The organism is Arenimonas sp. (genome assembly GCF_036275555.1).
Lineage (GTDB): Bacteria > Pseudomonadota > Gammaproteobacteria > Xanthomonadales > Xanthomonadaceae > Arenimonas.
The window spans coordinates 50,079-77,031 of the sequence record NZ_DASUDO010000011.1; the positions used below are offsets into that span (position 1 = coordinate 50,079).

Below are 26,953 nucleotides of genomic sequence, written 5' to 3' on the forward strand. Positions count from 1 at the left end.
AGCATCGGGACTGAAGTCCCTCCCACATTGAAATCACGGGCGTCGAGTAAGCTGGCGGCATGCCTGAGTTGCGACTGCACGCCACGCTCGACGAGATCCCCGCCGCCGCGTGGGATGCCCTGCACGACCGCCGCAATCCCTTCGTCGAGCACGCTTTTCTCTCCGGGATGGAGCGCGAGGGCTGCCTGCGGCCGCGCTGGGGCTGGACGCCGCGGCATGCCTCGCTCTGGCGCGACGGCGAGCTGGCGGCGGCCGCGCCCGGTTACCTCAAGACCAACTCGCACGGCGAGTTCGTGTTCGACCACGCCTGGGCCAATGCTTACGCCCGCTTCGGCCGCGAGTACTTCCCGAAGTGGCTAGTGGGCGTGCCCTACTCGCCCGTCACCGGCCCGCGCCTGCTGGCCCATGACGATACCGACCGGCGCGCGCTCCTGGATGCGATGGCGGCGCGTGCGCGGCGGGACGGACTGTCGTCGATCCACGTCAATTTCCACCGCGCCGACGAGGCCGCTGCCTTCGACGTCGACTGGCTGGCGCGCGAGGACGTGCAGTTCCACTGGCAAAACCGCGGCTGGCCGGATTTCGAGGCCTTCCTGGCCGCGCTGCAGCCCAAGAAGCGCAAGAACCTGCGGCAGGAGCGCGACAAGGTGCGGCGCGCCGGCTACGGCTTCCGCACCGTGCACGGCGACGAGGCCAGCGACGACGACCTGGCGGCGATGCACTTCTTCTACTGCCGCACCTTTGGTGACTACGGCAACCACCCGGCACTGACGCTCGACTTCTTCCGCCACCTGGCCAAGGCCATGCCGCGCCAGCTGGTGCTGTTCCTGGCCGAGCGCGGGGGCGAGGCGGTGGCCGGTGCGCTCTGCCTGCGCGGCGGCGACACGCTGTACGGCCGCTACTGGGGCAGCAGCGAGCCGGTGCCGGCCCCGGGCCTGCATTTCGAGACCTGCTACTACCAGGGCATCGACTACTGCCTGCGCGAGGGTCTGCAGGTGTTCGAGCCGGGCGCCCAGGGCGAGCACAAGGTCGCGCGGGGCTTCCTGCCGGTGGCGACGCACAGCCGCCACTGGCTGGCCGACCCGGAATTCTCGCGGGCGATCGGCGAATGGTGCGCACAGGAGCGCGCCGGCACGGCAAGCTATCGGCAGTCCGTCCTGGCGCACAGCCCCTATCGCGATGCCGATCCGCCTGCCGCTGCTGCCTGCTGATCCCGACGCCCCGTTCCCGCCCGCCGACAGCGCGCACCGGGTGCCGAACGGGTTGCTGGCCATGGGCGGCGACCTGTCGCCGGCGCGGCTGCTCAACGCCTACAGGCACGGCATTTTCCCGTGGTTCTCCGAGGGCGAACCGATCCTGTGGTGGTGCCCGGACCCGCGGATGGTGTTCGACACCGGGAGCTTCCGGCTGGCCTCGCGCTTCCGGCGAACGCTCCGCGGCAGCACTTGGGAGCTCCGCGCAGACACCGTCTTCGACCGGGTGGTGCTGGCCTGCGCGCTGACGCCGCGGCCCGGGCAGGACGGCACCTGGATCACGCAGGACATGATGGACGCCTACGGCGAACTGCACCGCCTGGGCCACGCGCATTCGGTCGAGGTCTTCGACGGGCGCCGGCTGGTGGGTGGCATCTATGGCGTTGGCATCGGCCGGATGTTCTTCGGGGAAAGCATGTTCAGCGCCGTATCGGGCGGCTCGAAGGTCGCACTGGCCGGGCTCTGCAGGCTCCTGGCACGGGCCGGCTGCCCGTTGCTCGATGCCCAGGTGGAGAACCCGCACCTGGCCTCGCTGGGCGGGCGGCGCCTGCCCCGCCCTGCCTTCCTGGCCGAGGTGTCCCGGCTGGCGGCCGAACCGCGCCCCGCGGGCCTCTGGGCCCCGGGGAACGCGGTTTTCCCGGCCTCGGCCCTGGCCGACGCGGCCCGCGATTAACCAAATTTTTGCAAGCCCGGCAAGGGCATGGCAGAATGCGCGGCTTCCAAGGCCGGCTTCCCCGTCCAGCGAAACCAAGAATGTCCAAAGACGATTCCATCGAATTCGAAGGCACGGTGCTCGAGACCCTCCCGAACACCATGTTCCGGGTCAAGCTCGAGAACGGCCACGTCATCACCGCCCACATCTCCGGCCGCATGCGCAAGAACTACATCCGCATCCTCACCGGCGACAAGGTCAAGGTCGAGATGACTCCCTACGACCTGACCAAGGGCCGCATCACCTACCGCATGAAGTAAGCGGTCGGCGCGACACCCCCACGGCGGCCATCGGCCGCCGTATTTTTTTGCCCGCCGCTGGCCGTGATGGCGCCCCGGGCCCGTTCCCCCTCGCAGTGGCCCGCCGCGCCGCAGCCGAGGACTGGAACGATGAAGCCAACCCGCCGCCACCTCCCGGAGCAGCTTTTCCTGGCTGCCGTTTTCCTGCTCGCGATCGCCGGGTTCTGGCCCATTTTCCTTGGACCAGGCGCCGAGCCCGACGCACACCAGCAAATGCATCTGGTCGTGGTGTTCGCATGGCTGGCCCTGCTGTTTGTCCAGTTGCGCCTGGTTTCGCGACAGGACTTCGCCGGGCACCGCCGACTGGGCGCTGCCGTGCTGGTAGTCGCTCCGCTGCTGGTCGCAAGCACGGCCATGCTGGCGGTGCATTCGGCAACCAAGGGCATCGTCTCGGGGCGCGGCGACCCGCTGGTGGTCCAAAACATGATGGGGCCCGTGGAGCTCGGCCTGCTGGTGTTCCTGGCCTTCCTGCTCAGGAAGCGGCGCCCGCTGCACGGCGCACTGCTGATGGCGACGGCCATCTCGTTCATGGGCATCGCGCTGTTTTTCACGCTGCTGGGCTTCGTGCCGGGCTTCCGGATCGAGGGGCCGGAAACCTTCCACCGTTTTGCGCTGGCCGGCATGACAGGCCAGGGCATCTGCCTCGCCGTCGGCCTGGCCTTCCTCGCGCGGGACTACCGCAACGGCTGGCCCTACCTGCTGGCGGCGCTGTTCTTCCCCTTCAACGACCTGCTCGGCCGCGCGCTGGCCCGCTTCGACCTCGTGGACCCGCTGACCCGCTTCCTGGGCTCGCTCAGCCAGGGCTGGACCTTCGTCGGCGGCTTTGCCCTGATGCTTGCGTTGCTGCTGGCTACCGGCCTACGCCCGCCGCGGAGTGCCCCGACCGCGCCGATGACCAACCCCTGAAACGACGATGCCCGCCGGACGGGCGGGCATCGAAGCGAAGCACGAAGCGGCCGCTCAGACCGTGGCGGGCAGCAGCTTTTCCGGCTCCGGCTGGGTGATGACCACCAGGTCGCCGTCCTTGACGTCCACGGTGACCTTGCCGCCGTTGGCCAGCTGGCCGAACAGCAGCTCGTCGGCGAGCGGACGCTTGATCTTGTCCTGCAGCAGGCGGGCCATCGGGCGCGCGCCCATCTGCGGGTCGAAGCCGTGCTCGGCCAGCCACTGCCGCGCCGCGGGCGTGGCCGACAGGCTGACGTGCTTCTCGTGCAGCTGCGCCTCGAGCTCGATCAGGAACTTGTCCACCACGCGCAGGATGTGGTCCATGCCCAGCGCGCCGAACTGGATGATGGCGTCCAGGCGGTTGCGGAACTCCGGCGTGAAGGCCTTGCGGATCACTTCCATGGCGTCGCTGGTGTGGTTCTGCTCGACGAAGCCCATGGTGCGGCGCGCCGCCTGCGAGGCGCCGGCATTGGTGGTCATCACCAGCACCACGTTGCGGAAATTCGCCTCGCGCCCGTTGGTGTCGGTGAGCACGCCGCGGTCCATGACCTGCAGCAGGATGTTGAACACGTCCGGATGCGCCTTCTCGATCTCGTCGAGCAGCAGCACGCAGTGCGGGGTCTTGACGATCTTCTCGGTCAGCAGGCCGCCCTGGTCGAAGCCGACGTAGCCCGGGGGCGCGCCGATCAGGCGGCTCACCGAATGCGATTCCATGTACTCGGACATGTCGAAGCGCACCAGCTCGATGCCCAGCTGCATCGCCAGCTGCTTGGTGACCTCGGTCTTGCCCACGCCGGTGGGGCCGGCGAACAGGAAGTTGCCGATCGGCTTGTCGGGATTGGACAGGCCCGAACGCGCCAGCTTGATCGCCGAGACCAGGGTCTCGATCGACGGGTCCTGGCCGAAGATCACCATCTTCAGGTTGCGCTCGAGGTTCTGCAGCACGTCCTTGTCGGAGGCGCTGACCTGCTTGGCCGGGATGCGCGCCATCTTCGAGACGATCAGCTCGATTTCCTCGACGTCCACCACCTGCTTGCGCTTGTCGGCGTCGAGCAGGCGCTGGCGGGCGCCGGCCTCGTCGATCACGTCGATCGCCTTGTCCGGCAGCAGGCGGTCGTTGATGTGCTTGACCGACAGGTCGACCGCGGCCTGGATGGCATCCGAGGCGTACTCGACGTCGTGGTGGGCCTCGAAGCGGGTCTTGAGGCCGTTGAGGATGGCCACGGCTTCGGCGATGGTCGGCTCGACCACGTCGATCTTCTGGAAGCGGCGGGCCAGCGCGCGGTCCTTCTCGAACACGCCGCGGTACTCCTGGAACGTGGTCGAGCCGATGCAGCGCAGCTCGCCGTTCTGCAGCACCGGCTTGATCAGGTTGGACGCGTCCATGGTGCCGCCCGAGGCCGAGCCGGCGCCGATGATGGTGTGGATCTCGTCCACGAACAGGATCGCACCCGGCTCCTTCTTGATCTGCTGGATCACGGCCTTGAGGCGCTTCTCGAAGTCGCCGCGGTACTTGGTGCCGGCCACCAGCGCGCCCAGGTCGAGCGAGTAGATGACGGCGTCCTTGAGCACGGCCGGCACGCGGCCCTCGACGATGCGCCAGGCCAGGCCCTCGGCCAGCGCGGTCTTGCCCACGCCGGCCTCGCCGACGTAGAGCGGGTTGTTCTTGCGGCGGCGGCAGAGCACCTGGATGGTGCGCTCGACTTCTTCCTCGCGGCCGATCAGCGGGTCGATCTTGCCTTCCTTCGCCAGCTCGTTGAGGTTGGCCGCGAATTCCTGCAGCGGATTGCCCTTGGCCTCGCCGCCCTCCTCGCCCTCGGGCTTGGCTTCCGGCGCCGGCTTTTCCTCGGGGCCGTCGCCGATCTTGGCGATGCCGTGCGAGAGGTAATTGACCACGTCGAGGCGGGTGATTTCCTGCTGGTTGAGGAAATACACGGCGTGCGAATCTTTCTCGCCGAAGATGGCCACCAGCACGTTGGCGCCGGTGACTTCCTTCTTGCCCGAGGACTGCACGTGGTAGACGGCGCGCTGCAGCACGCGCTGGAAGCCCAGCGTGGGCTGGGTGTCGCGCGGGTCGTCGGCCGGCAGCACCGGCACGGTGTCGGCGATGATCTGCCGCAGCCCGGTGGCCAGCTTGGGCTGGTCGGCGCCGCAGGCCTTGAGCACGCCGGCCGCCGACGGGTTGTCGAGCAGGGCCAGCAGCAGGTGCTCGACCGTCATGAATTCATGGCGGGCTTCGCGGGCCTGCTTGTAGCACTGGCCGATGGTGTACTCGAGGTCCTTGCTGAACATTTGGCGTCTCCGGAACGTTTGCTCCGTTATGGGGCCAGCCTAGGTCTTTTCCATGGTGCACAACAGGGGGTGCTGGTGTTCCCGGGAGAAGTCGTTGACTTGCGTCACCTTCGATTCAGCCACTTCGCGCGTGTAGACCCCGCAAACGCCCTTGCCCCGGGTGTGCACCTGGAGCATCACCTGGGTGGCCTTCTCGCGGTTCATGGCGAAGAAGCTCTGCAGGACCTCCACGACGAAGTCCATCGGCGTGAAGTCGTCGTTCAGCAGGAGCACCTGGTAGAGCGGCGGGCGCACGACTTCCGGGCGCGAGGCCTCGATGGCCAGGCCGCGTTCGTGTCCGTGTTCGGGATGGGGGTCTTGGGGCATGGCGGCAGTATAAATCGGGGCGGGTGCGCGCGGCGGCAAGGCCTTCACCCGCCGTGGACGCCACGCGGCCTTTGCGCCGACAATGCGCGGGCCGGACCGCCGGCCCCCCATGTCCGAGGAACGCCCATGCCCCTGCGCGCCGCCTGCCTTGCCGCCGTCCTGCCCGCCCTGCCGCTTGCCGCGGCCGACGAGGGCGCGCTTTGAGCTATCGCAGCGGTCGTTTCTGGCAGCCCGACGTGACCGTCGCCACCGTGGTGGTGCGCGACGGCCGGCTGCTGGTGGTGGAGGAGCGGGTTCGCGGCGAGCGCGTGATCAACCAGCCCGCCGGCCACCTCGAGCCCGACGAGACCCTGCTCGAGGCCGCGCGCCGCGAGACGCTCGAGGAAACCGGGTGGGACGTCACGCTCACCGCCTTCATCGGCGCCTACCAGTGGAAGGCGCCGGCCGACGGCCGCCACTTCCTGCGCATGGCCTTCGCCGCCGAGCCGCTGCGGCACCACCCGCAGCGCCCGCTGGACGAGGGCATCCTGCAGGCGCTGTGGCTGACCCCGGCCGAACTGGCCGCCGAGTCCGCGCGCCACCGCAGCCCGCTGGTGTGGCAGGTGGTCGAGGATTTCCTGGCCGGCCGCCGCTTCCCGCTGCAGGTCCTCAACCACACCCCATGAGCCCGGCGCGCGTCATCGTCGGCCTCTCCGGCGGCGTCGATTCCTCGGTAGCGGCGTTGCTGCTGCAGCGGCAGGGCGAGTCGATCGCCGGCTTGTTCATGCAGAACTGGGACGAAGAGGGCGATTCCGGCTGCCGGGCGGAGGACGACCGCCGCGATGCGCTGGGCATCGCCGGCCGGCTCGGCATCGCCTTCCATGCCCGCAACTTCGCGAAGGAATACTGGGCCGGCGTGTTCGAGTACTTCCTGGCCGAGTACCGCGCCGGGCGCACGCCCAACCCGGACGTGCTGTGCAATCGCGAGATCAAGTTCAAGACCTTCCTGGACGAGGCCCGGGCGCTGGGCGCGGAGAAGATCGCGACCGGCCACTACGCCCGCGTGGCCCACCGCGACGGCCGCTGGCAGCTGCTGCGGGGCGTCGACCAGGACAAGGACCAAAGCTATTTTCTGCACCAGCTCGGGCAGGCACAGCTGGCCGCGACCCTGTTCCCGGTCGGTGACCTGCCCAAGGCAGAAGTGCGCCGACTTGCCGCGGAAGCCGGCCTGCCGACCGCCGCCAAGAAGGACTCCACCGGCATCTGCTTCATCGGCGAGCGCGATTTCCGCGAGTTCCTGGGCCAGTACCTGCCGGCGCAGCCCGGCGAGATCCGCAGCGTCGACGGCGCGGTCGTGGGCCGGCATTCCGGCGTCTGGTACTACACGCTGGGCCAGCGCGAGGGCCTGCAGGTCGGCGGCGTACGCGGCCGGCCGGCGGCGCCGTGGTTCGTGGTCGGCAAGGACGTGGCGCGCAACCTCCTGTTCGTGGACCAGGGCACCGACAGCCCGTGGCTGCTGTCCCGCCACCTGTGGACCGAGACCGCGCACTGGATCGCCGGCGCGCCGCCCGCCGAATCGTTCGCCTGCACCGCGAAGACCCGCTACCGCCAGCCCGACCAGGCCTGCGAGGTCCGGGTGGACGCCGACGGGTCCCTTTCCGTAGCCTTCGCCCTCCCGCAGCGCGCGGTCACGCCGGGTCAATCCCTGGTCCTGTACCGTGGCGACGAATGCCTGGGCGGTGCGGTGATCGCCCGCACCGATGCCCCCACGATCGAGATGAAGACCCCCGACGCATGAAGGATCGCGCCCTCGCCCTCGCCGGCCTGCTCCAGGCCGTGCAGCTCGTCCAGCAGATGGCCCAGAACGGCCAGGCCGAATCGCAGCCGCTGTCGGCCTGCATCGAAAGCCTGTTCCGGTTCGACGCCGAGTCGCCGGAGGCGGTGTACGACGGCGCGGCCAACCTAGGGCCCGGCCTGCGCCGCCTCATCGGCCAGCTCGAAGGCGGCGCGGGACGCGATCCGGCCCTGACCCGCATGGCGATGACCGTGCTGCACCTCGAGCGCAGCTTCATCCGGCACCCGTCCGCGCCCCAGGCCGTGCACGACGGCCTGGAGCAGATCGCCCGCCAGCGCGAGCACTTCGGCCCGACCCACGCCACCGTGCTGGGCCGGCTCGGCGAGCTGTACGCGAAGGAAGTCAGCCCGGTCGGCCCGCGCGTGCTGGTGCAGGGCAACCCGGTCTACCTCGGCCAGCCCGACCTGGTCGGCGAGGTGCGCGCCACCCTGCTCGCCGCGCTGCGCGCCGCGGTGCTGTGGCGCCAGCTTGGCGGCAGCTACTGGGACTTCCTGTTCGGCCGCCGCGCCATGGTGCAGGCGGCCCGCGACTGGCTCGACGGCACGCGCTGAGCCGCCGCCGGGGCCGGCCCGGAGCGGACGGCGGGGTATGGATTGGGGCATAATGCCGGGCTGACGCGGCTGCCTTGCGCGCCACTCCCAGCCCCTCTTCCAAGCCCCGGAGCCTGTCCATGAGCGACTCCTTCGCCACCCGCGACCAATTGGCCGTCAACGGCACGTCCTACACGTACTTCAGCCTGGCCAAGCTGGGCCAGCGCTTCGACCTCAAGCGCCTGCCGTACTCGATGAAGATCCTGCTCGAGAACCTGCTGCGCTGCGAGGACGGCGGCATGACCGTCGGCAAGGAGCACATCGAGGCCGTCGCCAACTGGGACGCGAAGGCCGAGCCGGACACCGAGATCGCCTTCATGCCGGCGCGCGTGGTGCTGCAGGACTTCACCGGCGTGCCCTGCGTGGTCGACCTGGCCGCGATGCGCGACGCCGTGGTCAAGCTCGGCGGCAACGCCGACCAGATCAACCCGCTGATCCCGTCCGAGCTGGTCATCGACCACTCGGTGCAGGTGGACGTGTTCGGCAAGCCCGAGGCGCTCGACCTCAACGGCAAGATCGAGTTCGAGCGCAACCAGGAGCGCTACAGCTTCCTGCGCTGGGGCCAGAAGGCCTTCGACAACTTCAAGGTGGTGCCGCCCAACACCGGCATCGTCCACCAGGTCAACCTCGAGCACCTGGCGCGCGTGGTGATGGAGCGCGAGATCGACGGCGTGAAGTACGCCTTCCCGGACACCGTGTTCGGCACCGACTCGCACACCACCATGATCAACGGCATCGGCGTGCTGGGCTGGGGCGTCGGCGGCATCGAGGCCGAGGCCGCCATGCTCGGCCAGCCGAGCTCGATGCTGATCCCGCAGGTCGTCGGCTTCCGCCTCACCGGCAAGCTGCCCGAGGGCGCCACCGCCACCGACCTGGTGCTCACCGTCACCCAGATGCTGCGCAAGCACGGCGTGGTCGGCAAGTTCGTCGAGTTCTTCGGCGACGGCCTGGACCACCTGCCGCTGGCCGATCGCGCCACCATCGCCAACATGGCCCCGGACTACGGCGCCACCTGCGGCATCTTCCCGGTGGACGAGGAGTCGCTGAACTACCTGCGCCTCTCCGGCCGCAGCGACGCGCAGGTCGCGCTGGTGAAGGCCTACGCCCAGGCCCAGGGCCTGTGGCGCACGCCGGGCCAGCCGGAAGCCGAGTACAGCGCCGTGCTGCAGCTGGACATGTCCGAAGTGCTGCCCTCGCTGGCCGGCCCCAAGCGCCCGCAGGACCGCGTGCTGCTGAGCGACATGAAGGCCAACTTCAACGCCAACCTCGGCGGCCTCACCGCCAGCCGCAAGGCGAAGAACGGCGACGTGGCGCGCATGGATTCCGAAGGCGGCCATCAGGAGCAGGCCGACAAGCTCGCGTCCAAGCCGAAGTCGAAGATCCGCATCAAGGACCAGGACGCGCACCTGACCGACGGTTCGGTGGTCATCGCCGCCATCACCTCCTGCACCAACACGTCCAACCCGGCGGTGATGCTGGGCGCCGGCCTGCTGGCGCGCAACGCCGTGGCCAAGGGCCTGACCGCCGCGCCGTGGGTCAAGACCTCGCTTGGCCCGGGCTCGCTGGTGGTTACCGATTACCTGAAGAAGGCCGGCGTGCTCGGCGACCTCGAGCAGCTGGGCTTCCACGTGGTCGGCTACGGTTGCACCACCTGCATCGGCAACTCCGGCCCGCTGCCCGAGGAAGTCTCCAAGGGCATCGCCGAGAACGACCTGGTGGTCACCTCGGTGCTGTCGGGCAACCGCAACTTCGAAGGCCGCGTGCACGCCGAAGTGAAGATGAACTACCTGGCCTCGCCGCCGCTGGTGGTCGCCTACGCCATCGCCGGCACCACCGACATCGACCTGACCAGCGAGCCGCTGGGCACGGGCAAGGACGGCCAGCCGGTGTTCCTGAAGGACATCTGGCCGAGCAACAAGGAGATCGGCGATTTCATCGCCAAGACCGTCGGCCCGGAGATGTTCAAGCAGAACTACGCCAATGTCTTCGGCGGCGACACCCGCTGGAACCAGATCGCCTCGCCGGACGGCGCCAAGTTCGCCTGGGACGACGCCTCCACCTACATCAAGAACCCGCCCTACTTCGACGGCATGAAGATGTCGGTCGGCAGCATCGCCGACATCGAGGGCGCGCGCGTGATGGGCGTGTTCGGCGACTCGATCACCACCGACCACATCAGCCCGGCCGGCAACATCAAGGCCAGCTCGCCCGCGGGCAAGTTCCTGCAGGCGCGCGGCGTGCAGCCGGCCGACTTCAACAGCTACGGCTCGCGCCGCGGCAACGACGACGTGATGGTGCGCGGCACCTTCGCCAACATCCGCATCAAGAACCTGATGCTGGGCGGCGAAGAGGGCGGCAACACCATCCACTACCCGTCGGGCGAGAAGCTGGCGATCTACGACGCGGCCATGAAGTACAAGGCCGAGGGCGTGCCGCTGGTGGTGTTCGCGGGCAAGGAATACGGCACCGGTTCGTCGCGCGACTGGGCGGCCAAGGGCACCAACCTGCTGGGCGTGAAGGCGGTCGTGGCCGAGAGCTTCGAGCGCATCCACCGCTCCAACCTGGTCGGCATGGGCGTGCTGCCCTGCCAGTTCCTGGACGGCCAGAACGCGCAGACGCTGGGCCTGAAGGGCGACGAGGTGGTCTCGATCACCGGCCTCGAGGATGGCGCCGCCAAGCTCGCCACCGTCGTGGCCAAGCGCCCGGACGGCACCGAGCTGCGCTTCCAGGTGCAGGTGCTGCTGCTGACGCCGAAGGAAGTGGAGTACTTCCGCCACGGCGGCATCCTGCACTACGTGCTGCGCCAGCTGGCGAGCCGCAAGGCCGCCTGAGGCCCGGTCCCTCCCGTTCGCGGGAGGGCCGCCCCTGTGGGAGGGACTTCAGTCCCGATGCTTTTCGCCGGAAAGCATCGGGACTGAAGTCCCTCCCACATTTTTTTCCGGGGTCCCTACAGGGCTTCTTCCCACTCGGCGGAGATCAACCGCCACTCGCCGTCGTCGAGGCGCCAGCCGGTGCGCACCTGGTACACCTGGGCGCTGTCGGGCAGTAAGCCATCGCCGCCGGCGGTGGCCGCGGTGAACTCGACGCGGGCGCGCTCGCCCACCAGCTCGACGTCCAGCGGCCCCAGCGTCACCCCGACCTCCCGGTTGCGCAGCCAGGTGAGCGCGACGTAGCGCCGGAACTGGTCCCGGTCCATGTTGCCGGGCCCCGCGAAATCCTCGGCGAACACCTCCACCAGCGCCTCGGCATCGCGCGCTTCGGCGGCGGCCTCCATCGAGGCGATCGTGGCCCGCAGCGCCTCCTCCGGCGGGGTGCGGGAACAGCCCGCGGCGAGCACGAACACCGCCGCGAACAGGGCCGTGACGACGGCGCGAAACCATACGCCCGCTGCCTTGCCTGCGCTTGGGGGGTATGCTCCAATCGAGTGAATACTCCAATCCGGCACCGGGCCCTGCCCTGCGGCCCGGCGCGGATGGCGGACATCATTCAACGGGGGGTTTTTCATGGGTTCCGAGCGTCCTTGGCTGGCGAATTATCCGAAGGGCATCCCGGCGGAAATCGACCTGGAGAAGTACCCTTCGATCGTGTCGGTGCTCAACGAAGCCTGCCGCGACTACCGCGCCAACCCTGCGTTCGCCAACTTCGGCAAGGTCATCACCTACGCCGAGGTCGATCGTCTCAGCACCCAGTTCGCAAACTACCTCCTGCACGAGCTCAAGCTCAAGAAGGGCGACCGCGTCGCCCTGATGATGCCGAACGTGCTGCAGTACCCGATCGCCATCTTCGGCGTGCTGCGCGCCGGCCTCACGGTCGTCAACACCAACCCGATGTACACCGCGCGCGAGCTCAAGCACCAGCTCGTTGATTCCGGTGCCAGCGCCATCGTGGTGCTCGAGAACTTCGCGCACGTGGTGGCCGACGTCGTCGCCGAAACCCCGATCAAGCAGGTGCTGGTGACCGGCGTCGGCGACATGCTGGGCTTTCCGAAGGGCGCCCTCGTCAACTTCGTGCTGCGCCACGTCAAGAAGCAGGTGCCCGAGTACGACCTGCCCGGCGCCATCCGCTTCGGCCAGGCCGTGGCCATGGGCGCGAAGCACCAGCTGCCCGACATCGACATCCGCGGCCACGACATCGCCTTCCTGCAGTACACCGGCGGCACCACCGGCGTCGCCAAGGGCGCCATGCTGACCCACCGCAACCTGGTGGCGAACATGCAGCAGTCGTCGGTGTGGCTGGGCTCGAACGCCAAGCCGGGCCACGAGATCATCATCACCGCGCTGCCGCTCTACCATATCTTCGCGCTGACGGCGAATTGCCTGGTCTTCATGAAGTTCGGCGGCCTCAACCACCTGATCACCAACCCGCGCGACATGAAGGGTTTCGTGGCGGAGCTGAGCAAGATTCCGTTCACCGCCATCACCGGCGTCAACACGCTCTTCAACGGCCTGCTCAACACGCCGGGCTTCGACAAGGTCGATTTCTCGAACATGCACCTCTCGCTCGGTGGCGGCATGGCCGTGCAGCGCGCGGTGGCCGAGCGCTGGAAGAAGGTCACCGGGGTCACCCTGGTCGAGGCCTACGGCCTCACCGAAACCTCGCCCGCGGCCTGCATGAACCCGATGGACCTGGAGGACTTCAACGGCGCCATCGGCCTGCCGATCCCGTCCACCGACGCCTGCGTCAAGGACGATGCCGGCAAGCAGCTGCCGGTCGGCGAGGTCGGCGAGCTCTGCATCCGCGGCCCGCAGGTAATGGCCGGCTACTGGCAGCGCCCCGAGGAAACCGCCAAGGTCATCGATGCCGAAGGCTGGCTGCACACCGGCGACATGGCCAAGATGGACGCGGGCGGCTTCTTCTACATCGTCGACCGCAAGAAGGACATGATCCTGGTCTCGGGCTTCAACGTTTATCCGAACGAAGTCGAGGACGTGATCGCCCTGATGCCCGGCGTGCTGGAAGTGGCCGCGGTGGGCGTGCCCGACGACAAGTCCGGCGAGGCGGTGAAAGTGGTCATCGTCAAGAAGGACCCGGCGCTCACGGCCGACCAGGTGCGGGCCTTCTGCAAGGAAAACCTCACCGGCTACAAGCAGCCCCGCCTGGTCGAATTCCGGACCGAGCTGCCGAAGTCGAACGTGGGCAAGATCCTGCGCCGCGAGCTGCGCGACGCCCCCAAGCCGGCCGCCTGACCCCGGCCGGGCCCGGCCCGGCACGCCCGATCCCTGGCCCCGCAGCGGCGGGCGCCAGGCCGTGGCCGCTGCGTGGGGCCGGTGTACGAAAGCTCTTAGGGCGGCACAACGCCGGCTGAAGTTCGGGTGTAGCATGGCCGGGCCGCCCTTGCGTTTCCGGACGTTAGCGTGTAGGGCGACGCCCCTACCCTTGCCCGGAGATCCGCCATGTCCATGTCCATCGTCGAGAGCATCAACCGCGACCCAAGCTTCAGCCTGATCGAGCACAGGACCGAAGCCGAGGCCGGCATCGAATGGTGCTACATGCACCAGAACCCGCGCCCGGGCTACCGCCCCTGCTTCTCCGAACCGCTGCTGGTGGAACTGCGCGAGTGCCAGCGCCAGATCGCCGCGCGCATGGCGAACGAGCCGGCGAGCAACGGCGAGATCCGGCACCTGGTCCTGGCCTCGAAGGCCGACGTCTTCAACCTCGGCGGCGACCTCGAGCTCTTCAGCCGCCTGATCCGCACCGGCGACCGCGCCCGCCTGCTGGCCTATGCCCAGCTCTGCGTGTCGGTGGCGTTCCATTTCGCGCGCCTGGCCGACGACCGCGTGCACAGCGTCGCGGTGGTCCAGGGCGACGCCCTCGGCGGCGGCTTCGAGGCGGCCCTGTGCTGCCACACCATCATCGCCGAGGAAGGCACCGGCATGGGCTTCCCGGAGGTGCTGTTCGACCTGTTCCCGGGCATGGGCGCCTACACCTTCCTCTCGCGCCGCGTCACCCCGGCACAGGCCGAACGCATGATGCTCGACGGCAACATCTACTCCAGCGAAGAGCTCTATCGCATGGGCGTGGTCGACATGCTGGTGCCGCGCGGCGAAGGCCTGCAGGCCGCGCGCGAACTGGTTCGCCGCCGGCGCCGGATGGGCAACGCGCTGCGTTCGCTCAACACCGTGCGCGCCACCTGCAACCCGGTCAGCCTGGACGAACTGATGAGCGTGACCGCCACCTGGGTCGACGCCGCCATGCGCCTGAGCGAGCGCGGCCTGCAGAACATGGAGCGGCTGGTGCGCGCGCAGAAGCGCCGCGTCGGCGACGTGCCCGACCTGCGCCAGGTGGTCTGACCCGCGGGGTCGCGGTGGCCGCCGTGCAAGGGCGGCGGCCATCGCCTTGCCCGCGTCAGCCGGACTCGTGGTCCGGTGGCCGGGACGCTTCCCCTTGCGGCTGGGCGGCGATGCGCACCAGCTCGCGCCGGACCTGCTCCGCCGTGGCTTCCAGCATCGAACCGAGCATGCCCAGGTAACGACGCCATTCCTTCGCCAGCACCGCGTCGCTGGCGCGCATGATCTCGGTGCTTCGCTCGACCAGCGCCTGGGCGCCGATGTTTTCCGACACGCCCTTGAGCGCATGCGCGGCCTCGCGCACCGCCTCCCACTTCGACGTCGCCGCGCCGCGCTCGGCTTCGGCCAGGCAACGGCTGGCGTCGCGCAGGCACTGGTCCACGAAATCGTCGAGGAAATCCTTGCCCAGGCCCATGCCCGCGAGCTCCTCGAGCACGTCGGTGCGCAGGGTCGGCACCAGCCGGTCCTTGCGGACCACGGCCGCCGGCTCCTCCTGGCCACCGCCGGCGATCTCCGCCAGCGTTTCCAGCAAGCGCGAGGCCACCACCGGCTTGGTGAGGAAGGAATAGGCGCCGGCGGCCTCGGCGTCGCGCACCGCGTCCACCGTGGCGTCGGCGCTGAGCACCAGGATCGGCGTGCGCGGGCCACCCGCCTGCATCACCCGCGCCTGCTTGATCATTTCCAGGCCGTCCATCACCGGCATGTGCAGGTCGACGATGGCGGCATCGATGGTCTCTTCCTCCAGCCGCTCCAGCGCCTGCTCGCCGTTCTCGGCGAAGACGGTGGAATGGCCGGCGCGTTCGAGCAGGCGCTGCAGCACCAGCCGGTTGGCCGGCTGGTCGTCGGCGACCAGGATGCGCAGCGGGCGCACGCGCGCGCGGTGGCGCACGAAGGGATCGTCGAAGGCGATGATCTTGCCGCCGCCGGTGGCCGGCACCGCCGCCTCGGGCGCCTCCGCGACCCGGAACTCGAGGTCGAGCCAGAAGTGGGTGCCGCCGCCCGGGTTGTCCTCGACCGCGATCTTGCCGCCCAACAGTTCGGTCAGCGTCTTGGCGATGGTGGTGCCGAGGCCGGTGCCGCCGAAGCGCCGGGTCGGCCCGGCGTCGACCTGCTCGAAGGCCGTGAAGATGCGCGCCTTGGCGTCGTCCGGGATGCCGATGCCGGTGTCGCGGACGGAAAAGCGCAGGCCCACGGTGTCGCCCTTGCGCTCGCGCACCTGCACTTCGAGCTGCACGCTGCCGGCTTCGGTGAACTTGATGGCGTTGTGCACCAGGTTGAGCAGGATCTGGCTCAGGTGGCCGACGTCGCCGTGCAGCCGGGCCGGCACGGCGTCGGGCAGGTCGATGTTGAACTGCAGGTTCTTGCCCGCCGCCATCGGCTGCAGCATGGTGCGGATTCGCCGCGCCAGCTCGCGCGGCGCGAACTCGCTGTCCTGCCGCTTGAGCTTGCCGGCCTCGATCGCCGAGATGTCCAGCACGTCCTCCACCAGCAGCAGCAGCGACTGCGCCGAGGTGTGGATGACGTCGGCGCATTCGCGCTGCTCCGGCGCGAGCCGCGTGCTGGAGAGCAGCTCGGCCATGCCGATGATGCCGTTGAGCGGCGAGCGGAACTCGTGGCTCATGTTGGCCAGGAAGCGGCTCTTGGCGGCGTTGGCGCGCCGCGCCTCCTCGCCGGCGCGGCGCAGGTCGCGCAGCAGGCTGATCAGGTAGCCGGGGATGGCCACCAGCCCGACCAGCAAGCCCCAGGCGAGGTAGGGATTCTGCTGCCAGTACGGGGTGAACTGGATGATGCTCAGGAACGTGAGTGTCGCCAGCCCCATCGCCGCGAACAGGTAGTGGGTGCCGTAGCGCAGGCCGTTGCCCACCGTGACCCACATGATGATCACGTACAGCGGCGCCAGCACCTCGCCCTTGATGATCATCATCGCCGCGAGCGTGCCGTAGTCGGCCAGCATGCCGATCACGCGCCGCGGGTGCGACACCCCGGGCGACACCATGATGGCGATCACCAGGCCCAGGCCCAGCACGGTCTCGGCCAGCAGGATCAGGACGCTGAGCCGCACCTCGCTGCCGGCGCCGGCGCTGCTGGCGACGCCCGCGAGGTAGAGCAGCAGCATGGCCGCGATCACCAGCCGCACCAGCGCTTGCGCGTGCTCGCTGTCGGGGCGGTTGGCGAAGGCGCGGATCATCGCGTCATGGGGCGGCTGGCCGGGCGGGCCGCACGTTGGCTCAGGCGGCGGCCTGGGCCGGCGCGAAGTAGCGGTGGATTTCCTCGATGCGTTCGCGGCGTGCCAGCACCGCGTCCACCACCGCCGGGTCGAACTGCAGGCCGGACTGCGACTTCACGTAGTCGAAGGCGGCGGCCAGGGTCCAGGGCTCCTTGTAGGGACGCGGCGTGGTCAGGGCGTCGAACACGTCCACCACCGCGACGATGCGCGCCGGCAGCGGGATGGCTTCGCCCTGCAGGCCGTCGGGATAGCCGGCGCCGTCCCAGCGCTCGTGGTGGTGCTGGGCGATGGCCGCGCCGACCTGCACGAAGCGGCTGCTGGAATCGCTGAGGATCTCGTAGCCCAGGCGCGGGTGCTGCTTGGCCTGCGCGTATTCGGTGGCGTCGAGCTTGCCGGGCTTGAGCAGGATGGCGTCGGACACGCCCAGCTTGCCGATGTCGTGCAGCGGCGCGGCGAGCTCGATCATCTTGACCTCCTCTTCCGGCAGGCCCATCGCCTCGGCGATCAGCGCGGAAATCCGCGCCATCCGCTCGAAGTGGTTGCCCGAGCTGCCGTCGCGGAAAGCCGTGGCCTTGGCGAGGCGATGCAGGACCTCGCGTTCGCGCTCGTCGAGCTCGTGCATGCGCGCCAGCAGCTGGCGCTCGAGCTCGTGCGCACGCGACTTGAGGTTTTGCTGCTGCTGGCGCAGCGCCAGCAGGTTGCGGCAGCGCGAGCGCAGTTCGCGCGGGCGCACCGGCTTGACGAGGAAGTCGATCACGCCGGCCTCGAGCGCGGCGTTGCGGATCGGCTCGTCGCCGACCACGGTGATCAGGATGATCGGCACGTCGCGGTGCGACAGCGGCCGGCGGAAGCGGCGGGCGAACTCGAGCCCGTCGAGCTTGGGCATGCGGTAGTCGAGCAGCAGCAGGTCGGGCGAGCTGCGCTGCGACCACAGCAGGGCTTCGACCGGGTCACCGAAGTCGGTGACCTTTACCTCGGGACTGATGTCCTCCAGCAGGTGGCGGAACATGGTCCGCTGGGACGGCTGGTCGTCGACGATCAGTACATTCACCTTGAAGCTCCCGGGTGCGCACACCGTGATTGCCGCGGGGACCCGCGGCTCGACCCCAGCTTACCCCCCTGAATTCAACCCCGGCAAGCACTTGGGAGACACTCTTACACCGACCTGCCAAACACTCCTGGCGTTACGCCGGGGGAGGCGCCCCCTGGGTGAGGGGGTGCGGCGACAGCCGCGGGGATCGGAGGTGATGAGCCCGGGGCCCGCGATCCGCGAAGCGGATCGTGGGGGCATCCAGAGCGAATGCTCAGGATTCCGGCCGCATGTAGGGGAACAGGAGGACATCGCGGATGGAGGCGGAATCGGTGATCAGCATGACCAGCCGGTCGATGCCGATGCCCAGGCCGCCGGTCGGGGCCATGCCGTACTCCAGCGCACGGATGTAGTCGGCGTCGAAGTGCATGGCCTCGTCGTCGCCGCCGTCCTTGGCCTCCACCTGGGCCAGGAAGCGGGCCTTCTGGTCCTCGGGGTCGTTGAGCTCGGAGAAGCCGTTGGCGATCTCGCGGCCGCCCACGAACAGCTCGAAGCGATCGGTCAGCCCCGGGTCCTTGTCGCTGGCGCGGGCCAGCGGGCTGACCTCGACCGGGTGGTCGGTGATGAAGGTCGGCTGCACCAGGGTGTGCTCGACCGTTTTCTCGAAGATCTCCAGCAGCAGCTTGCCCCAGCCGTAGCTGGCCTTGAACTTGATGCCCAGGCGCTGGCAGTGCGCGCGCATCGCGTCGAGGTCGCGCAGCTCTTCGCGCTTGATATCCGGATTGTGCTCGAGCACGGCGTCGGTCATCGACCAGCGGCGGAAGGCCGGGCCGAGGTCGATGGCCATGCCTTCCCATTCCAGCGCCGCGGTGCCGCGCGCCTTGACCGCCACGTCGCGGATCAGGCCCTCGGTGAGGTCCATCACCTCGTGGTAGGTGGCGTAGGCCTCGTACAGCTCCAGCATGGTGAATTCGGGGTTGTGCCGGGTGGACACGCCCTCGTTGCGGAAGTTGCGGTTGATTTCGTACACGCGCTCCATGCCGCCGACCACCAGGCGCTTGAGGTACAGCTCGGGCGCGACGCGCAGGTACAGGTCGAGGCCCAGCGCGTTGTGGTGGGTGGTGAAGGGCTTGGCCGTGGCGCCGCCGGGGATGTAGTGCATCATCGGCGTCTCCACTTCGAGGAAGCGGCGGGCGTCGAGCCAGGCGCGCATCGCCGAGACGATGCGCGAGCGCTGCACGAACACCTCGCGCGCCTCCGGGTTCATCACCAGGTCGACGTAGCGCATGCGGTAGCGCTGCTCGACGTCGGCCAGGCCGTGGAACTTGTCGGGCAGCGGCCGCAGCGACTTGGTCAGCAGGCGCAGCGAGGCCGCCTTCACCGACAGCTCGCCGGTGCGGGTGCGGGTCAGGCCACCCTGCACCGCCACGATGTCGCCCACGTCCCAGCCCTTGAAGGCGTCGTAGCTCTCGCCCAGGTCGCTGCCCTGGAGGTAGAGCTGGATCCGGCCGCTCATGTCCTGGATCTGCGCGAAGCTGGCCTTGCCCATCACGCGCTTGGCCATCAGGCGGCCGGCGACCGCGACGCGGCGATCGAGCGCCTCGAGCTTCTCCGCGGTCCATTCGTCCTTGCCGGCGAACTCGGCCTGCAGGTCGCCGGCGTAGTCGGCGCGCTGGAAGTCGTTCGGGAAGGCGATGCCCTGCCCGCGCAGCGCCGTGAGTTTCGCGCGGCGCTCGGCGATGAGGGTGTTTTCGTCGGCGGCGGGCGTGGTCTCGGTCATGGCGGTGGTCAATTGGCTGCGTGGAATGGGTCTTCTGTAGGAGGGACTTCAGTCCCGAAGCTTTCCGGCGAAAGGCTTCGGGACTGAAGTCCCTCCTACACGGGGCGTCAGGCGTCGGAGCGTTTGGCGCCGACGGCCAGGCCGGCCTTCAGGCTGGCCTCGATGAACTCATCGAGGTCGCCGTCGAGCACCTTCTGGGTGTCGCTGCGCTCGATGCCCGTGCGCAGGTCCTTGATGCGGCTCTGGTCCAGCACGTAGTTGCGGATCTGGCTGCCCCAGCCGATGTCGGACTTGGTGGCCTCGACCGCGTCGCGCTCGGCGTTGCGCTTCTGGATCTCGAGCTCGTAGAGCTTCGCGGCCAGCATCTGCATCGCCATGTCGCGGTTCTGGTGCTGGCTGCGGCCGTTCTGGCAGGCCACCACGATGCCGGTGGGCACGTGGGTGATGCGCACCGCCGATTCGGTCTTGTTGACGTGCTGGCCGCCGGCGCCGGACGAGCGGTAGACGTCGGTCTTGAGGTCGGCCGGGTTGATGGTGATGTCGATGCTGTCGTCCACCACCGGCGACACGAACACCGAGGTGAAGCTGGTGTGGCGGCGGTTGTCGGAATCGAACGGCGACTTGCGCACCAGGCGGTGCACGCCGGTCTCGAGCTTGAGCCAGCCGTAGGCGTACTCGCCCTCGACCTTGAAGGTGGCCGACTTGATGCCGGCGACGTCGCCGCCGCTGACTTCCATCAGCTCGGTCTTCCAGCCGCGGGCCTCGCACCAGCGCAGGTACATGCGCAGCAGGATCTCGGCCCAGTCCTGGGCCTCGGTGCCGCCGGCGCCGGCCTGGATGTCGACGAAGGCGCTGCAGGCGTCCATCTTTCCGGAGAACATGCGGCGGAATTCGAGCTGCTCGACTTCCTTCGCGGTCTTCTCGACGTCCTCGACCACCGAGGCGACGGTATCGGCGTCGTCCTCCATCTCCGCCAGGTCCACGAGCTCGGCGCCGCCGACCAGGTTGCCGGTGAGGGTGCGGATGCCGTGCACCACCTTCTCGAGCGCGGCGCGTTCGCGGCCCAGGGCCTGCGCGCGCTCGGCGTCGTTCCAGACGTCGGGGCTTTCCAGCTCCCGGTTTACTTCCTCGAGACGTTCGACCTTCTGGTCGAAGTCAAAGATACCCCCTGAGCGAATCCAGCCGGCCCTTGAGGTCGGCGATTCGCTGGCGGATGGGATTGAGTTCCATGGTGTTCCGCGGTGGCTTGGATCGGCCGGCAATGATACCGCAGCAACCCGGGTGGGAGGGACTTCAGTCCCGATGCCTTTCGGCGAAAGGCATCGGGACTGAAGTCCCTCCCACAGGTCAGCGGACCTCGGCCCGGAGCCGGAAGCTGCCGCTGCCGCCGCCGAAGGCCGCCGCGACCACCTCGTACTCGCCGGCGTCGAGTTCGAGCTCCAGGCGCGAATTCGAGCCGCCGCCGCTGTCGTCGTCGCTGGCCAGCTCCTCGCCGTTGCGCTGGATCTTCAGCAGGCTGTCGAGGCCGTCCGACTCCATCGTCAGCACGTAGCTGGCCGCGGCCGGCACCGACAGGCGGTAGCGGCGCTGCTCGCCCTCCACCAGCGTGCCCTGCTGGGCCGTGCCGGGCGACAGCGCCAGGGACTCGCCGGCGGCGGGTTCGGCCCGGGCCAGCAGCTTGAACACGCCGGTGTTGTCGTCGCCGAGGTCGACCGCGCTCACCGTGTAATTGCCGGCCTCGAGCACCGTCACCAGGCGCGAGTCGGTGTCGTTGCCACCGTCGTCGTCGCTCAGCTGCACGCCCTCGCCCTCGAGGTCGAGGCGGGTGTCGAAGTCATCGCTGCCCAGCGACAGCACCACGCGCGAACGCTCGGCCAACGCCAGCTCGTAGCGCGCCGCCTCGCCCTGCAGCATGCCGGTGACCTCGCGGCCCAGCGGCAGCTCGCCGCCCGACTGCAGGTCGCCCGGCGGCACGCCGTCGCGCTTGCGCACCGACAGGCGGTACAGGCCACCGCTGCCGCCGAGGTGGCCCAGCGCCAGCTGGTAGTCGCCGGCAGCCAGGTAGGTGGTGATGCGGGCATCGGTGCCCTCGCCGTCGTCGTCGCTCTCGCGCGAGACCTCCGGGCCCTCGAGGCCCAGGGTCGCATCGAACTCGCTCGAGCGCAGGTCGATCTGGTACCGCCCGGCCTCGGTGATCTTCAGCGCCAGGGTCTTTTCCTGCTCAAGCAGGCCGGCGACCTCGTCGCCCGCCACCAGCTCGCGGTCGGCGTCGAGCGTCAGCGCCGACAACGACACCCGGTAGGGGCCGAAGTGGCCGGGTTCGCGGCCGCTGAGCGCGAGCAGGTAGCGCCCGCCCTCGGTGCTGACGCGCGAGCGCGACTGCACCTGGCGGCCATCCTGCTCGGTGCAGCTGCCGTCGCCGGCCGACTGCAGTACCGGGCGACCTTCGGAATCGATCGAGTACAGCGCCAGGCGGCCGCAGAACGCGGCGGCGGCCTCGATCACGACGGCCTCGCCGGCCTCCATCTCGAACGCGAACAGCGCGGTGCGGGTGCCGTCGCCGTAGTTCACGCGGTCGCCGAGGGTGATCTCGCCGGTGACCGGCTTGTCGATCGCCAGCGACGCCGGCTTGGGCTCGCCGGCGCCACCCGAAAGCTGGCAGCCGCCCAACGACAGCGCGATGGCCACGGCCACCAGGGAGGAAGTGAGGCGGGTTGTTCGAATCACGGGGTCGTCCGGTGTGGGGGGGGGTGGACGAGGAGCGTGGCAGTCCGCGTCAAGACTGACAAGTGCGATCGGGCTAGGCCGGCTGCCAGTGGCGAACGAGCAGCTGGATGCCGCGGCGCCCGCCCCAGTCGTCGAGGTCGAGCTGGTAGGCGGCGTGGATGAGCGCCGGCATCGGCTCGCCGGTCCAGCCGCCAAACTGGATCGCCGACAGCGGCGCCCCGCCCTGCGCCGGCAACAGGCTGAGCTTGAGATGGCGCGACGCCACGGCACGTGCCTGCAGCACCTTGAACACGCCGTCGAACACTGGCTCCGGGAAGCCCTGCCCCCACGGACCGGCGAGCCGCAGCTGTTCGGCCAGCGGCCGACCCAGCTCGTCCACGCCGAGCTCGCCGTCGCTGTGCAGCTCGGACTGCAGCTGTTCGGGCGTGAGCATTGCGGCGACCACGCGCTGCAGCGCCTCGCGGAAGCGTTCGAAATGCGCCGCCGGCAGGCTCAGGCCGGCCGCCATGGCATGCCCGCCGAAACGGCCGACCAGCCCGGGATGGCGCGCGTCCACCGCGGCCAGCGCGTCGCGGATGTGCAGCCCCGGGATCGAGCGCGCCGAGCCCTTGAGTTCGTCGCTGCCCGGTTCGGCCGGCGCGAACGCGAACACGGGCCGGTGCATGCGGTCCTTGAGCCGCGAAGCCACCAGGCCGACCACGCCCGGATGCCAGGCCGGGTCGAACAGGCACAGCGCCGCCGGCAGCGCGCCGGCATCGAGCGGCACGGTCGCGACCAGCGCCTCGGCCTCGTCCACCATCTGCTGCTGCAGTTCCTTGCGCTCGCCGTTGATGCGGTCGAGCACGCTGGCCAGTTCGTGGGCGCGGGTGGCGTCGTCGCAGAGCAGGCACTCGATGCCCAGCGCCATGTCCTCGAGCCGGCCGGCGGCATTGAGCCGCGGCGCGAGGCCGAAGCCGATGTCGCCGGCGGTGAGCTGGGCCAGGTCGCGCCCGGCCAGTTCCGCCAGCGCACGCAGCCCGGGCTGGCACTGGCCGTTGCGCAGGCGCTTGAGCCCGGCCGACACCAGCAGGCGGTTGTTGTAGTCCAGCGGCACCAGGTCGGCGACGGTACCGACCGCGACCAGGTCGAGCAGGCAGGACAGGTCCGGGCCCTGCCCCTCGAACCTGCCGCGCACGCGCAGGTGACGGCGCAGCGCCAGCAGCAGGTAGAACACCACGCCGACGCCGGCCAGCGCCTTGCTCGGGAAGGCGTCGCCGGCCAGGTTGGGGTTCACGATCACGTCGGCCGGCGGCAGCGCGTCGCCGGGCAGGTGGTGGTCGGTGACCAGCACCTGCCAGCCGCGCGCCTTCGCCGCGGCGATGCCGGCGTGGCAGGCGATGCCGCTGTCCACGGTCAGCACCAGGTCCGGTGCAACGGCGGCCAAGTCATCCACCAGCGCCGGCGACAGGCCGTAGCCGTGGGTCACGCGGTGCGGCACCTGGTAGCTGACGCGGCTGGCGCCCAGCAGGCGCAGGCCGCGCACGGCGACCGCGGTGCCGGTGGCGCCGTCGCAGTCGAAGTCACCGACCACGACGATGTGGCCGTTCCCGGCGATCGCGTCCGCCAGCAGCGCCGCGGCGCGATCCACCTGGCCCAGCGCGTCGGGCGGCAGCAGCCGGGCGAGCTTGAGTTCGCCCTCTTCCGGCGTACGCACGCCGCGCGCGGCGTAAACGCGCTGCAGCGCGGGCGGGACCGCGTCCGGCCAGGGGCCGTGCGCGGGAACCGGCCGGCGCAGGATCCGGATCGGCGCCGGCGTCACGCCAGTCGCGCCATCGGGCGGCGCCAGAACCGCCAGCGCTGCGCGGCGCGCAGCTGCCAGCGGGCGCCGTCGGCGAAATCGAGCCGCATCGCCTCGCTGCCGAGGCCGGCCAGCGCAGGCTGCAGGCGCGACGCCACCGCGGCCCAGTCGCGCGCGCGGCGCAGGTCGAGCAACTGCGGGCCATCGCCCTTCGCGCCGATGCCGGCCAGCGCGGCCAGCGACAGCAGCTCGGCTTCTTCGCTGGCGACCGCGGCGAACGGCGTGCGCACGTGGTCGGGCAGCTTGCCCGCGCCCCAGAAGCACAGGCTGTTCACCGGCGGCTTGCCGGCGGCGACACGCACGGCGTTCACCGTGTGGTTGTGCAGCAGCACCTGCGCCTCGTTGAGCAGCGCGCGCCAGCGGCGGCCCTCGGGGCCATCGGGCAGGTGCGAGAACAGATCGTCGCCGAGCACGGTCTCGGGCGGCGAGAACACCGGCAGGCGCGCCTCGATCGGCAGCGCGACGTACCAGCGCGACGGCGTCGGCGCCGACACCTGGAACCCGCTGTCGCCGAACAGGGGCCGCAGCGGCGCGACCAGCGCGTCCGCCTCGGCCTGCGACAGCCCGAGTTCGCCGATGGCCAGCACGCGCGCGCCGGTCATGTCGGGCCGCACGTGGGACGGGTCGGCGCGCAGCCACTGGTGCAGCACCGCGTCGCCGGCATCGCGCTGGCGGGTGATCGCGGCCATCGGCCAGCCGCGCGGCAACAGGTCGAAATGGCGCAGCAGCTGGGCGCGCTCACCGGGCTCGCCGTCCGGCAGCGCATCGGCCCGGGCCAGCGCCTTGCCGAAGGCGTCGCCCAGCGGCTGGCCGGCGAAGCGGCGGCGCTCGGGCAGCAGCACGGCCAGCGCGGGCACCGCCCCGGGCATCGCGGGCTCGGCCACGGCCTCAGCCCTCGTAGCGAACGGCGACGATGTCGAAGTCGCGGGCGCCGGCCGGCGCCTGGATGGTGACGGTGTCGCCCTCGTGCTTGCCGATCAGCGCACGCGCCAGCGGCGAGGAAATCGAGATCAGGCCCTGCTTGATGTCGGCCTCGAGGTCACCCACGATCTGGTAGGTCACCTCGTCGCCGCTGTCGCAGTCGGCCAGCTCGACGGTGGCGCCGAACACCACGCGGGTGCCGGCGTTGAGGCCGGCCACGTCGATCAGCTGGCAGTGCGAGAGCACGAACTCCAGCTCCTGGATGCGGCCCTCGATGAAGCCCTGCTGCTCGCGCGCGGCGTGGTACTCGGCGTTTTCCTTGAGGTCGCCGTGGGCGCGGGCCTCGGCGATGGCGGCGATGACCGCCGGGCGCTTGACCGACTTGAGCTCCTCGAGCTCGCCCCGCAGGCGCTGGGCGCCCTTCGTCGTCAGGGGTGCAATCATCCGTGGACTTCCTTGTGCAGTTCCTGCAGCGACCACACGCGCGGGTTGCCGCGGGTGTCGGTGGCGCGGATCAGGGCGCGCGCGCCCGGGATCGTGGTGGAGTACGTGACGCGATGCTGCAGCGCTTCGCGCCGGATCGAGAACGAGTCGGCGATCGCCTGCTTGCCCTCGGTCGTGTTGACGATATAGCAGATCTCGCCGTTCTTGATCAGGTCGACGATGTGCGGGCGGCCCTCGATCACCTTGTTGATGCGCTCGCAGGCGATGCCCTGCTCCTGCAGGAAGCGCGCGGTGCCCTCGGTGGCCACCAGCGTGTAGCCGCGCTCGATCAGGTCGTTGGCGACCGGCAGCAGGCGCTTCTTGTCCGGGTCGCGCACCGAGACGAAGGCCTTGCCCGGCATCGGCGCCTTGATGTTGGCGGCTTCCTCGGCGCGGCCGAAGGCCTCGGCGAAGGTGCGGCCCACGCCCATCACCTCGCCGGTCGAGCGCATTTCCGGGCCGAGGATCGGGTCCACGCCCTGGAACTTGGCGAACGGGAAGATCGCTTCCTTCACCGAGAAGTAGTCCGGCACGATTTCCTTCGTGGCGCCCTGCTCGGCCAGCGTCTTGCCGGCCATGCAGCGCGCGGCGATCTTCGCCAGCGGGATGCCGATGGCCTTGGACACGAACGGCACGGTGCGCGAGGCGCGCGGGTTCACTTCCAGCAGGTAGATGGTCTCGGCGCCGCCGGCGTCGGTCTGGATGGCGAACTGGGTGTTCATCAGGCCGACCACGTTCAGCGCGCGCGCCAGCTGGGCCACCTGCACGCGCAGCTTGTCCTGGGTCGCCTTCGACAGCGTGTACGGCGGCAGCGAGCAGGAGGAGTCGCCCGAGTGCACGCCGGCTTCCTCGATGTGCTCCATGATGCCGCCGATGAGCACGTTGCCCTCGCGGTCGGCAATGATGTCCACGTCCACCTCGACCGCGTTGTCGAGGAAGCGGTCGAGCAGCACCGGCGAGTCGTTCGAGACCTGCACCGCCTCGCGGATGTAGCGCGAGAGGTCGGCGTCGGAATACACCACTTCCATCGCCCGGCCGCCGAGCACGTAGCTCGGGCGCACCACCAGCGGATAGCCGATCTCGGCCGCCGCGACGAGCGCGGCTTCGGGCGAACGGGCGGTGCGGTTCGGCGGCTGCAGCAGCCCGACCTGCGACAGGAACTGCTGGAAGCGTTCGCGATCCTCGGCGAGGTCGATCGAGTCCGGGCTGGTGCCGACGATCGGCACACCGGCCGCGGCGAGCGCACGCGCGAGTTTCAGCGGCGTCTGGCCGCCGAACTGCACGATCACGCCCTTGAGTTTCCCGCTCGCCTGCTCGGCGCGGATGATCTCGAGCACGTCCTCGGCCGTCAGCGGCTCGAAGTAGAGCCG

At 69.8% G+C, this 26,953-nt stretch carries 22 protein-coding genes; 10 read left to right on the forward strand and 12 right to left on the reverse strand.

Annotation, left to right across the window (positions count from 1 at the left end; all coding sequences use genetic code 11):
- The first annotated feature begins 59 nt into the window (after positions 1 to 59).
- The 4 genes from VFV21_RS03695 (at position 60) to VFV21_RS03710 (ending at position 3,170) form a co-directional block, all read left to right on the forward strand.
- Positions 60 to 1,211 carry a GNAT family N-acetyltransferase gene (locus VFV21_RS03695; RefSeq protein WP_329668133.1) on the forward strand — a complete coding sequence of 384 codons (1,152 nt, stop codon included), beginning with the start codon at positions 60 to 62 and terminating at the stop codon, positions 1,209 to 1,211.
- Complete coding sequence (gene aat, locus VFV21_RS03700) at positions 1,180 to 1,926, forward strand: leucyl/phenylalanyl-tRNA--protein transferase (RefSeq protein WP_329668134.1); 747 nt, start codon at positions 1,180 to 1,182, stop codon at positions 1,924 to 1,926. The genes VFV21_RS03695 and aat overlap by 32 nt, the downstream gene beginning before the upstream one ends.
- A gap of 80 nt (positions 1,927 to 2,006) precedes the next feature.
- Positions 2,007 to 2,225, forward strand: a complete 219-nt coding sequence (infA, locus tag VFV21_RS03705; protein WP_034211033.1) for a translation initiation factor IF-1 — start codon at positions 2,007 to 2,009, stop codon at positions 2,223 to 2,225.
- A gap of 129 nt (positions 2,226 to 2,354) precedes the next feature.
- Positions 2,355 to 3,170: a hypothetical protein gene (locus VFV21_RS03710; protein ID WP_329668135.1), complete on the forward strand. Its 816-nt coding sequence runs from the start codon at positions 2,355 to 2,357 to the stop codon at positions 3,168 to 3,170.
- 54 nt (positions 3,171 to 3,224) lie between these two features.
- On the opposite strand, the gene clpA is transcribed toward VFV21_RS03710, so the two are convergent.
- Together clpA and clpS are read right to left on the reverse strand one after the other, a co-directional pair.
- Positions 3,225 to 5,501, reverse strand: coding sequence for an ATP-dependent Clp protease ATP-binding subunit ClpA (gene clpA, locus VFV21_RS03715; protein ID WP_329668136.1), 2,277 nt, complete (start codon positions 5,499 to 5,501; stop codon positions 3,225 to 3,227).
- A 39-nt stretch (positions 5,502 to 5,540) separates the two neighbouring features.
- Positions 5,541 to 5,867 carry an ATP-dependent Clp protease adapter ClpS gene (gene clpS / locus VFV21_RS03720; RefSeq protein ID WP_329668137.1) on the reverse strand — a complete coding sequence of 109 codons (327 nt, stop codon included), beginning with the start codon at positions 5,865 to 5,867 and terminating at the stop codon, positions 5,541 to 5,543.
- 200 nt (positions 5,868 to 6,067) lie between these two features.
- Between clpS and VFV21_RS03725 the strand changes: the two genes are divergently transcribed.
- From VFV21_RS03725 to acnA, 4 genes are all read left to right on the forward strand, one after another.
- A complete protein-coding gene (locus VFV21_RS03725; protein ID WP_329668138.1) occupies positions 6,068 to 6,532 on the forward strand; it encodes an NUDIX hydrolase in 465 nt (154 codons plus the stop codon).
- Complete coding sequence (mnmA, locus tag VFV21_RS03730) at positions 6,529 to 7,644, forward strand: tRNA 2-thiouridine(34) synthase MnmA (RefSeq protein ID WP_329668139.1); 1,116 nt, start codon at positions 6,529 to 6,531, stop codon at positions 7,642 to 7,644. The genes VFV21_RS03725 and mnmA overlap by 4 nt, the downstream gene beginning before the upstream one ends.
- The gene (hflD, locus tag VFV21_RS03735) at positions 7,641 to 8,252 is read left to right on the forward strand and encodes a high frequency lysogenization protein HflD (protein ID WP_329668140.1); all 612 of its coding nucleotides are present in this window, start codon (positions 7,641 to 7,643) and stop codon (positions 8,250 to 8,252) included. The genes mnmA and hflD overlap by 4 nt, the downstream gene beginning before the upstream one ends.
- A gap of 119 nt (positions 8,253 to 8,371) precedes the next feature.
- Complete coding sequence (gene acnA / locus VFV21_RS03740; RefSeq protein WP_329668141.1) at positions 8,372 to 11,122, forward strand: aconitate hydratase AcnA; 2,751 nt, start codon at positions 8,372 to 8,374, stop codon at positions 11,120 to 11,122.
- Positions 11,123 to 11,238: 116 nt separating this feature from the next.
- On the opposite strand, the gene VFV21_RS03745 is transcribed toward acnA, so the two are convergent.
- Positions 11,239 to 11,634, reverse strand: a complete 396-nt coding sequence (locus VFV21_RS03745) for a nuclear transport factor 2 family protein (protein ID WP_329668142.1) — start codon at positions 11,632 to 11,634, stop codon at positions 11,239 to 11,241.
- A gap of 160 nt (positions 11,635 to 11,794) precedes the next feature.
- Here VFV21_RS03745 and VFV21_RS03750 point away from each other — a divergent pair, with 160 nt between their 5' ends.
- The gene (locus VFV21_RS03750) at positions 11,795 to 13,477 is read left to right on the forward strand and encodes a long-chain fatty acid--CoA ligase (RefSeq protein WP_329668143.1); all 1,683 of its coding nucleotides are present in this window, start codon (positions 11,795 to 11,797) and stop codon (positions 13,475 to 13,477) included.
- Between the two features lie 207 nt (positions 13,478 to 13,684).
- The gene (locus VFV21_RS03755) at positions 13,685 to 14,581 is read left to right on the forward strand and encodes a crotonase/enoyl-CoA hydratase family protein (protein WP_329668144.1); all 897 of its coding nucleotides are present in this window, start codon (positions 13,685 to 13,687) and stop codon (positions 14,579 to 14,581) included.
- A 55-nt stretch (positions 14,582 to 14,636) separates the two neighbouring features.
- Here the strand turns inward: VFV21_RS03755 and VFV21_RS03760 are convergent, their stop codons facing one another.
- The 9 genes from VFV21_RS03760 to carB all read right to left on the reverse strand — a co-directional run.
- Entirely contained in the window at positions 14,637 to 16,766 is a 2,130-nt protein-coding gene (locus tag VFV21_RS03760; RefSeq protein WP_329668145.1) for a hybrid sensor histidine kinase/response regulator, read from the reverse strand.
- A 40-nt stretch (positions 16,767 to 16,806) separates the two neighbouring features.
- Positions 16,807 to 17,886, reverse strand: coding sequence for a two-component system response regulator (locus VFV21_RS03765; RefSeq protein ID WP_329668154.1), 1,080 nt, complete (start codon positions 17,884 to 17,886; stop codon positions 16,807 to 16,809).
- 223 nt (positions 17,887 to 18,109) lie between these two features.
- Positions 18,110 to 19,615 carry a lysine--tRNA ligase gene (lysS, locus tag VFV21_RS03770; protein ID WP_329668146.1) on the reverse strand — a complete coding sequence of 502 codons (1,506 nt, stop codon included), beginning with the start codon at positions 19,613 to 19,615 and terminating at the stop codon, positions 18,110 to 18,112.
- A 107-nt stretch (positions 19,616 to 19,722) separates the two neighbouring features.
- Positions 19,723 to 20,845, reverse strand: a protein-coding gene (prfB, locus tag VFV21_RS03775; RefSeq protein ID WP_329668147.1) for a peptide chain release factor 2 whose coding sequence is annotated in 2 segments (ribosomal slippage) — positions 19,723 to 20,772 and positions 20,774 to 20,845 — 1,122 coding nt in all. Because the reading frame shifts where the segments join, the coding sequence is not laid out codon by codon here.
- A 117-nt stretch (positions 20,846 to 20,962) separates the two neighbouring features.
- On the reverse strand, positions 20,963 to 22,342 hold the full coding sequence (locus VFV21_RS03780) for a hypothetical protein (protein ID WP_329668148.1): 1,380 nt from the start codon (positions 22,340 to 22,342) through the stop codon (positions 20,963 to 20,965).
- A 73-nt stretch (positions 22,343 to 22,415) separates the two neighbouring features.
- The gene (recJ, locus tag VFV21_RS03785) at positions 22,416 to 24,140 is read right to left on the reverse strand and encodes a single-stranded-DNA-specific exonuclease RecJ (protein WP_329668149.1); all 1,725 of its coding nucleotides are present in this window, start codon (positions 24,138 to 24,140) and stop codon (positions 22,416 to 22,418) included.
- Complete coding sequence (locus VFV21_RS03790) at positions 24,137 to 25,048, reverse strand: phosphoglycerate mutase (protein ID WP_329668155.1); 912 nt, start codon at positions 25,046 to 25,048, stop codon at positions 24,137 to 24,139. Before VFV21_RS03790 ends, recJ begins: the two co-directional genes overlap by 4 nt.
- Before the next feature lie 19 nt (positions 25,049 to 25,067).
- Entirely contained in the window at positions 25,068 to 25,544 is a 477-nt protein-coding gene (gene greA / locus VFV21_RS03795; protein WP_329668150.1) for a transcription elongation factor GreA, read from the reverse strand.
- Positions 25,541 to 26,953: carbamoyl-phosphate synthase large subunit (carB, locus tag VFV21_RS03800; protein WP_329668151.1), on the reverse strand; the 1,413-nt coding region annotated here is incomplete at its 5' end. The genes greA and carB, both read right to left, overlap by 4 nt.

What these genes read in the sequence shown, in the direction of transcription:
- VFV21_RS03760 (WP_329668145.1), bottom strand. Translation starts at nt 16,766, where the DNA reads ATGATCCGCGCCTTCGCCAACCGCCCCGACAGCGAGCACGCGCAAGCG.
- acnA (WP_329668141.1), top strand. Translation starts at nt 8,372, where the DNA reads ATGAGCGACTCCTTCGCCACCCGCGACCAATTGGCCGTCAACGGCACG.
- VFV21_RS03750 (WP_329668143.1), top strand. Translation starts at nt 11,795, where the DNA reads ATGGGTTCCGAGCGTCCTTGGCTGGCGAATTATCCGAAGGGCATCCCG.
- infA (WP_034211033.1), top strand. Translation starts at nt 2,007, where the DNA reads ATGTCCAAAGACGATTCCATCGAATTCGAAGGCACGGTGCTCGAGACC.
- VFV21_RS03695 (WP_329668133.1), top strand. Translation starts at nt 60, where the DNA reads ATGCCTGAGTTGCGACTGCACGCCACGCTCGACGAGATCCCCGCCGCC.
- VFV21_RS03755 (WP_329668144.1), top strand. Translation starts at nt 13,685, where the DNA reads ATGTCCATGTCCATCGTCGAGAGCATCAACCGCGACCCAAGCTTCAGC.
- VFV21_RS03710 (WP_329668135.1), top strand. Translation starts at nt 2,355, where the DNA reads ATGAAGCCAACCCGCCGCCACCTCCCGGAGCAGCTTTTCCTGGCTGCC.
- clpA (WP_329668136.1), bottom strand. Translation starts at nt 5,501, where the DNA reads ATGTTCAGCAAGGACCTCGAGTACACCATCGGCCAGTGCTACAAGCAG.
- clpS (WP_329668137.1), bottom strand. Translation starts at nt 5,867, where the DNA reads ATGCCCCAAGACCCCCATCCCGAACACGGACACGAACGCGGCCTGGCC.
- hflD (WP_329668140.1), top strand. Translation starts at nt 7,641, where the DNA reads ATGAAGGATCGCGCCCTCGCCCTCGCCGGCCTGCTCCAGGCCGTGCAG.
- greA (WP_329668150.1), bottom strand. Translation starts at nt 25,544, where the DNA reads ATGATTGCACCCCTGACGACGAAGGGCGCCCAGCGCCTGCGGGGCGAG.
- aat (WP_329668134.1), top strand. Translation starts at nt 1,180, where the DNA reads ATGCCGATCCGCCTGCCGCTGCTGCCTGCTGATCCCGACGCCCCGTTC.
- mnmA (WP_329668139.1), top strand. Translation starts at nt 6,529, where the DNA reads ATGAGCCCGGCGCGCGTCATCGTCGGCCTCTCCGGCGGCGTCGATTCC.
- lysS (WP_329668146.1), bottom strand. Translation starts at nt 19,615, where the DNA reads ATGACCGAGACCACGCCCGCCGCCGACGAAAACACCCTCATCGCCGAG.
- VFV21_RS03790 (WP_329668155.1), bottom strand. Translation starts at nt 25,048, where the DNA reads ATGCCCGGGGCGGTGCCCGCGCTGGCCGTGCTGCTGCCCGAGCGCCGC.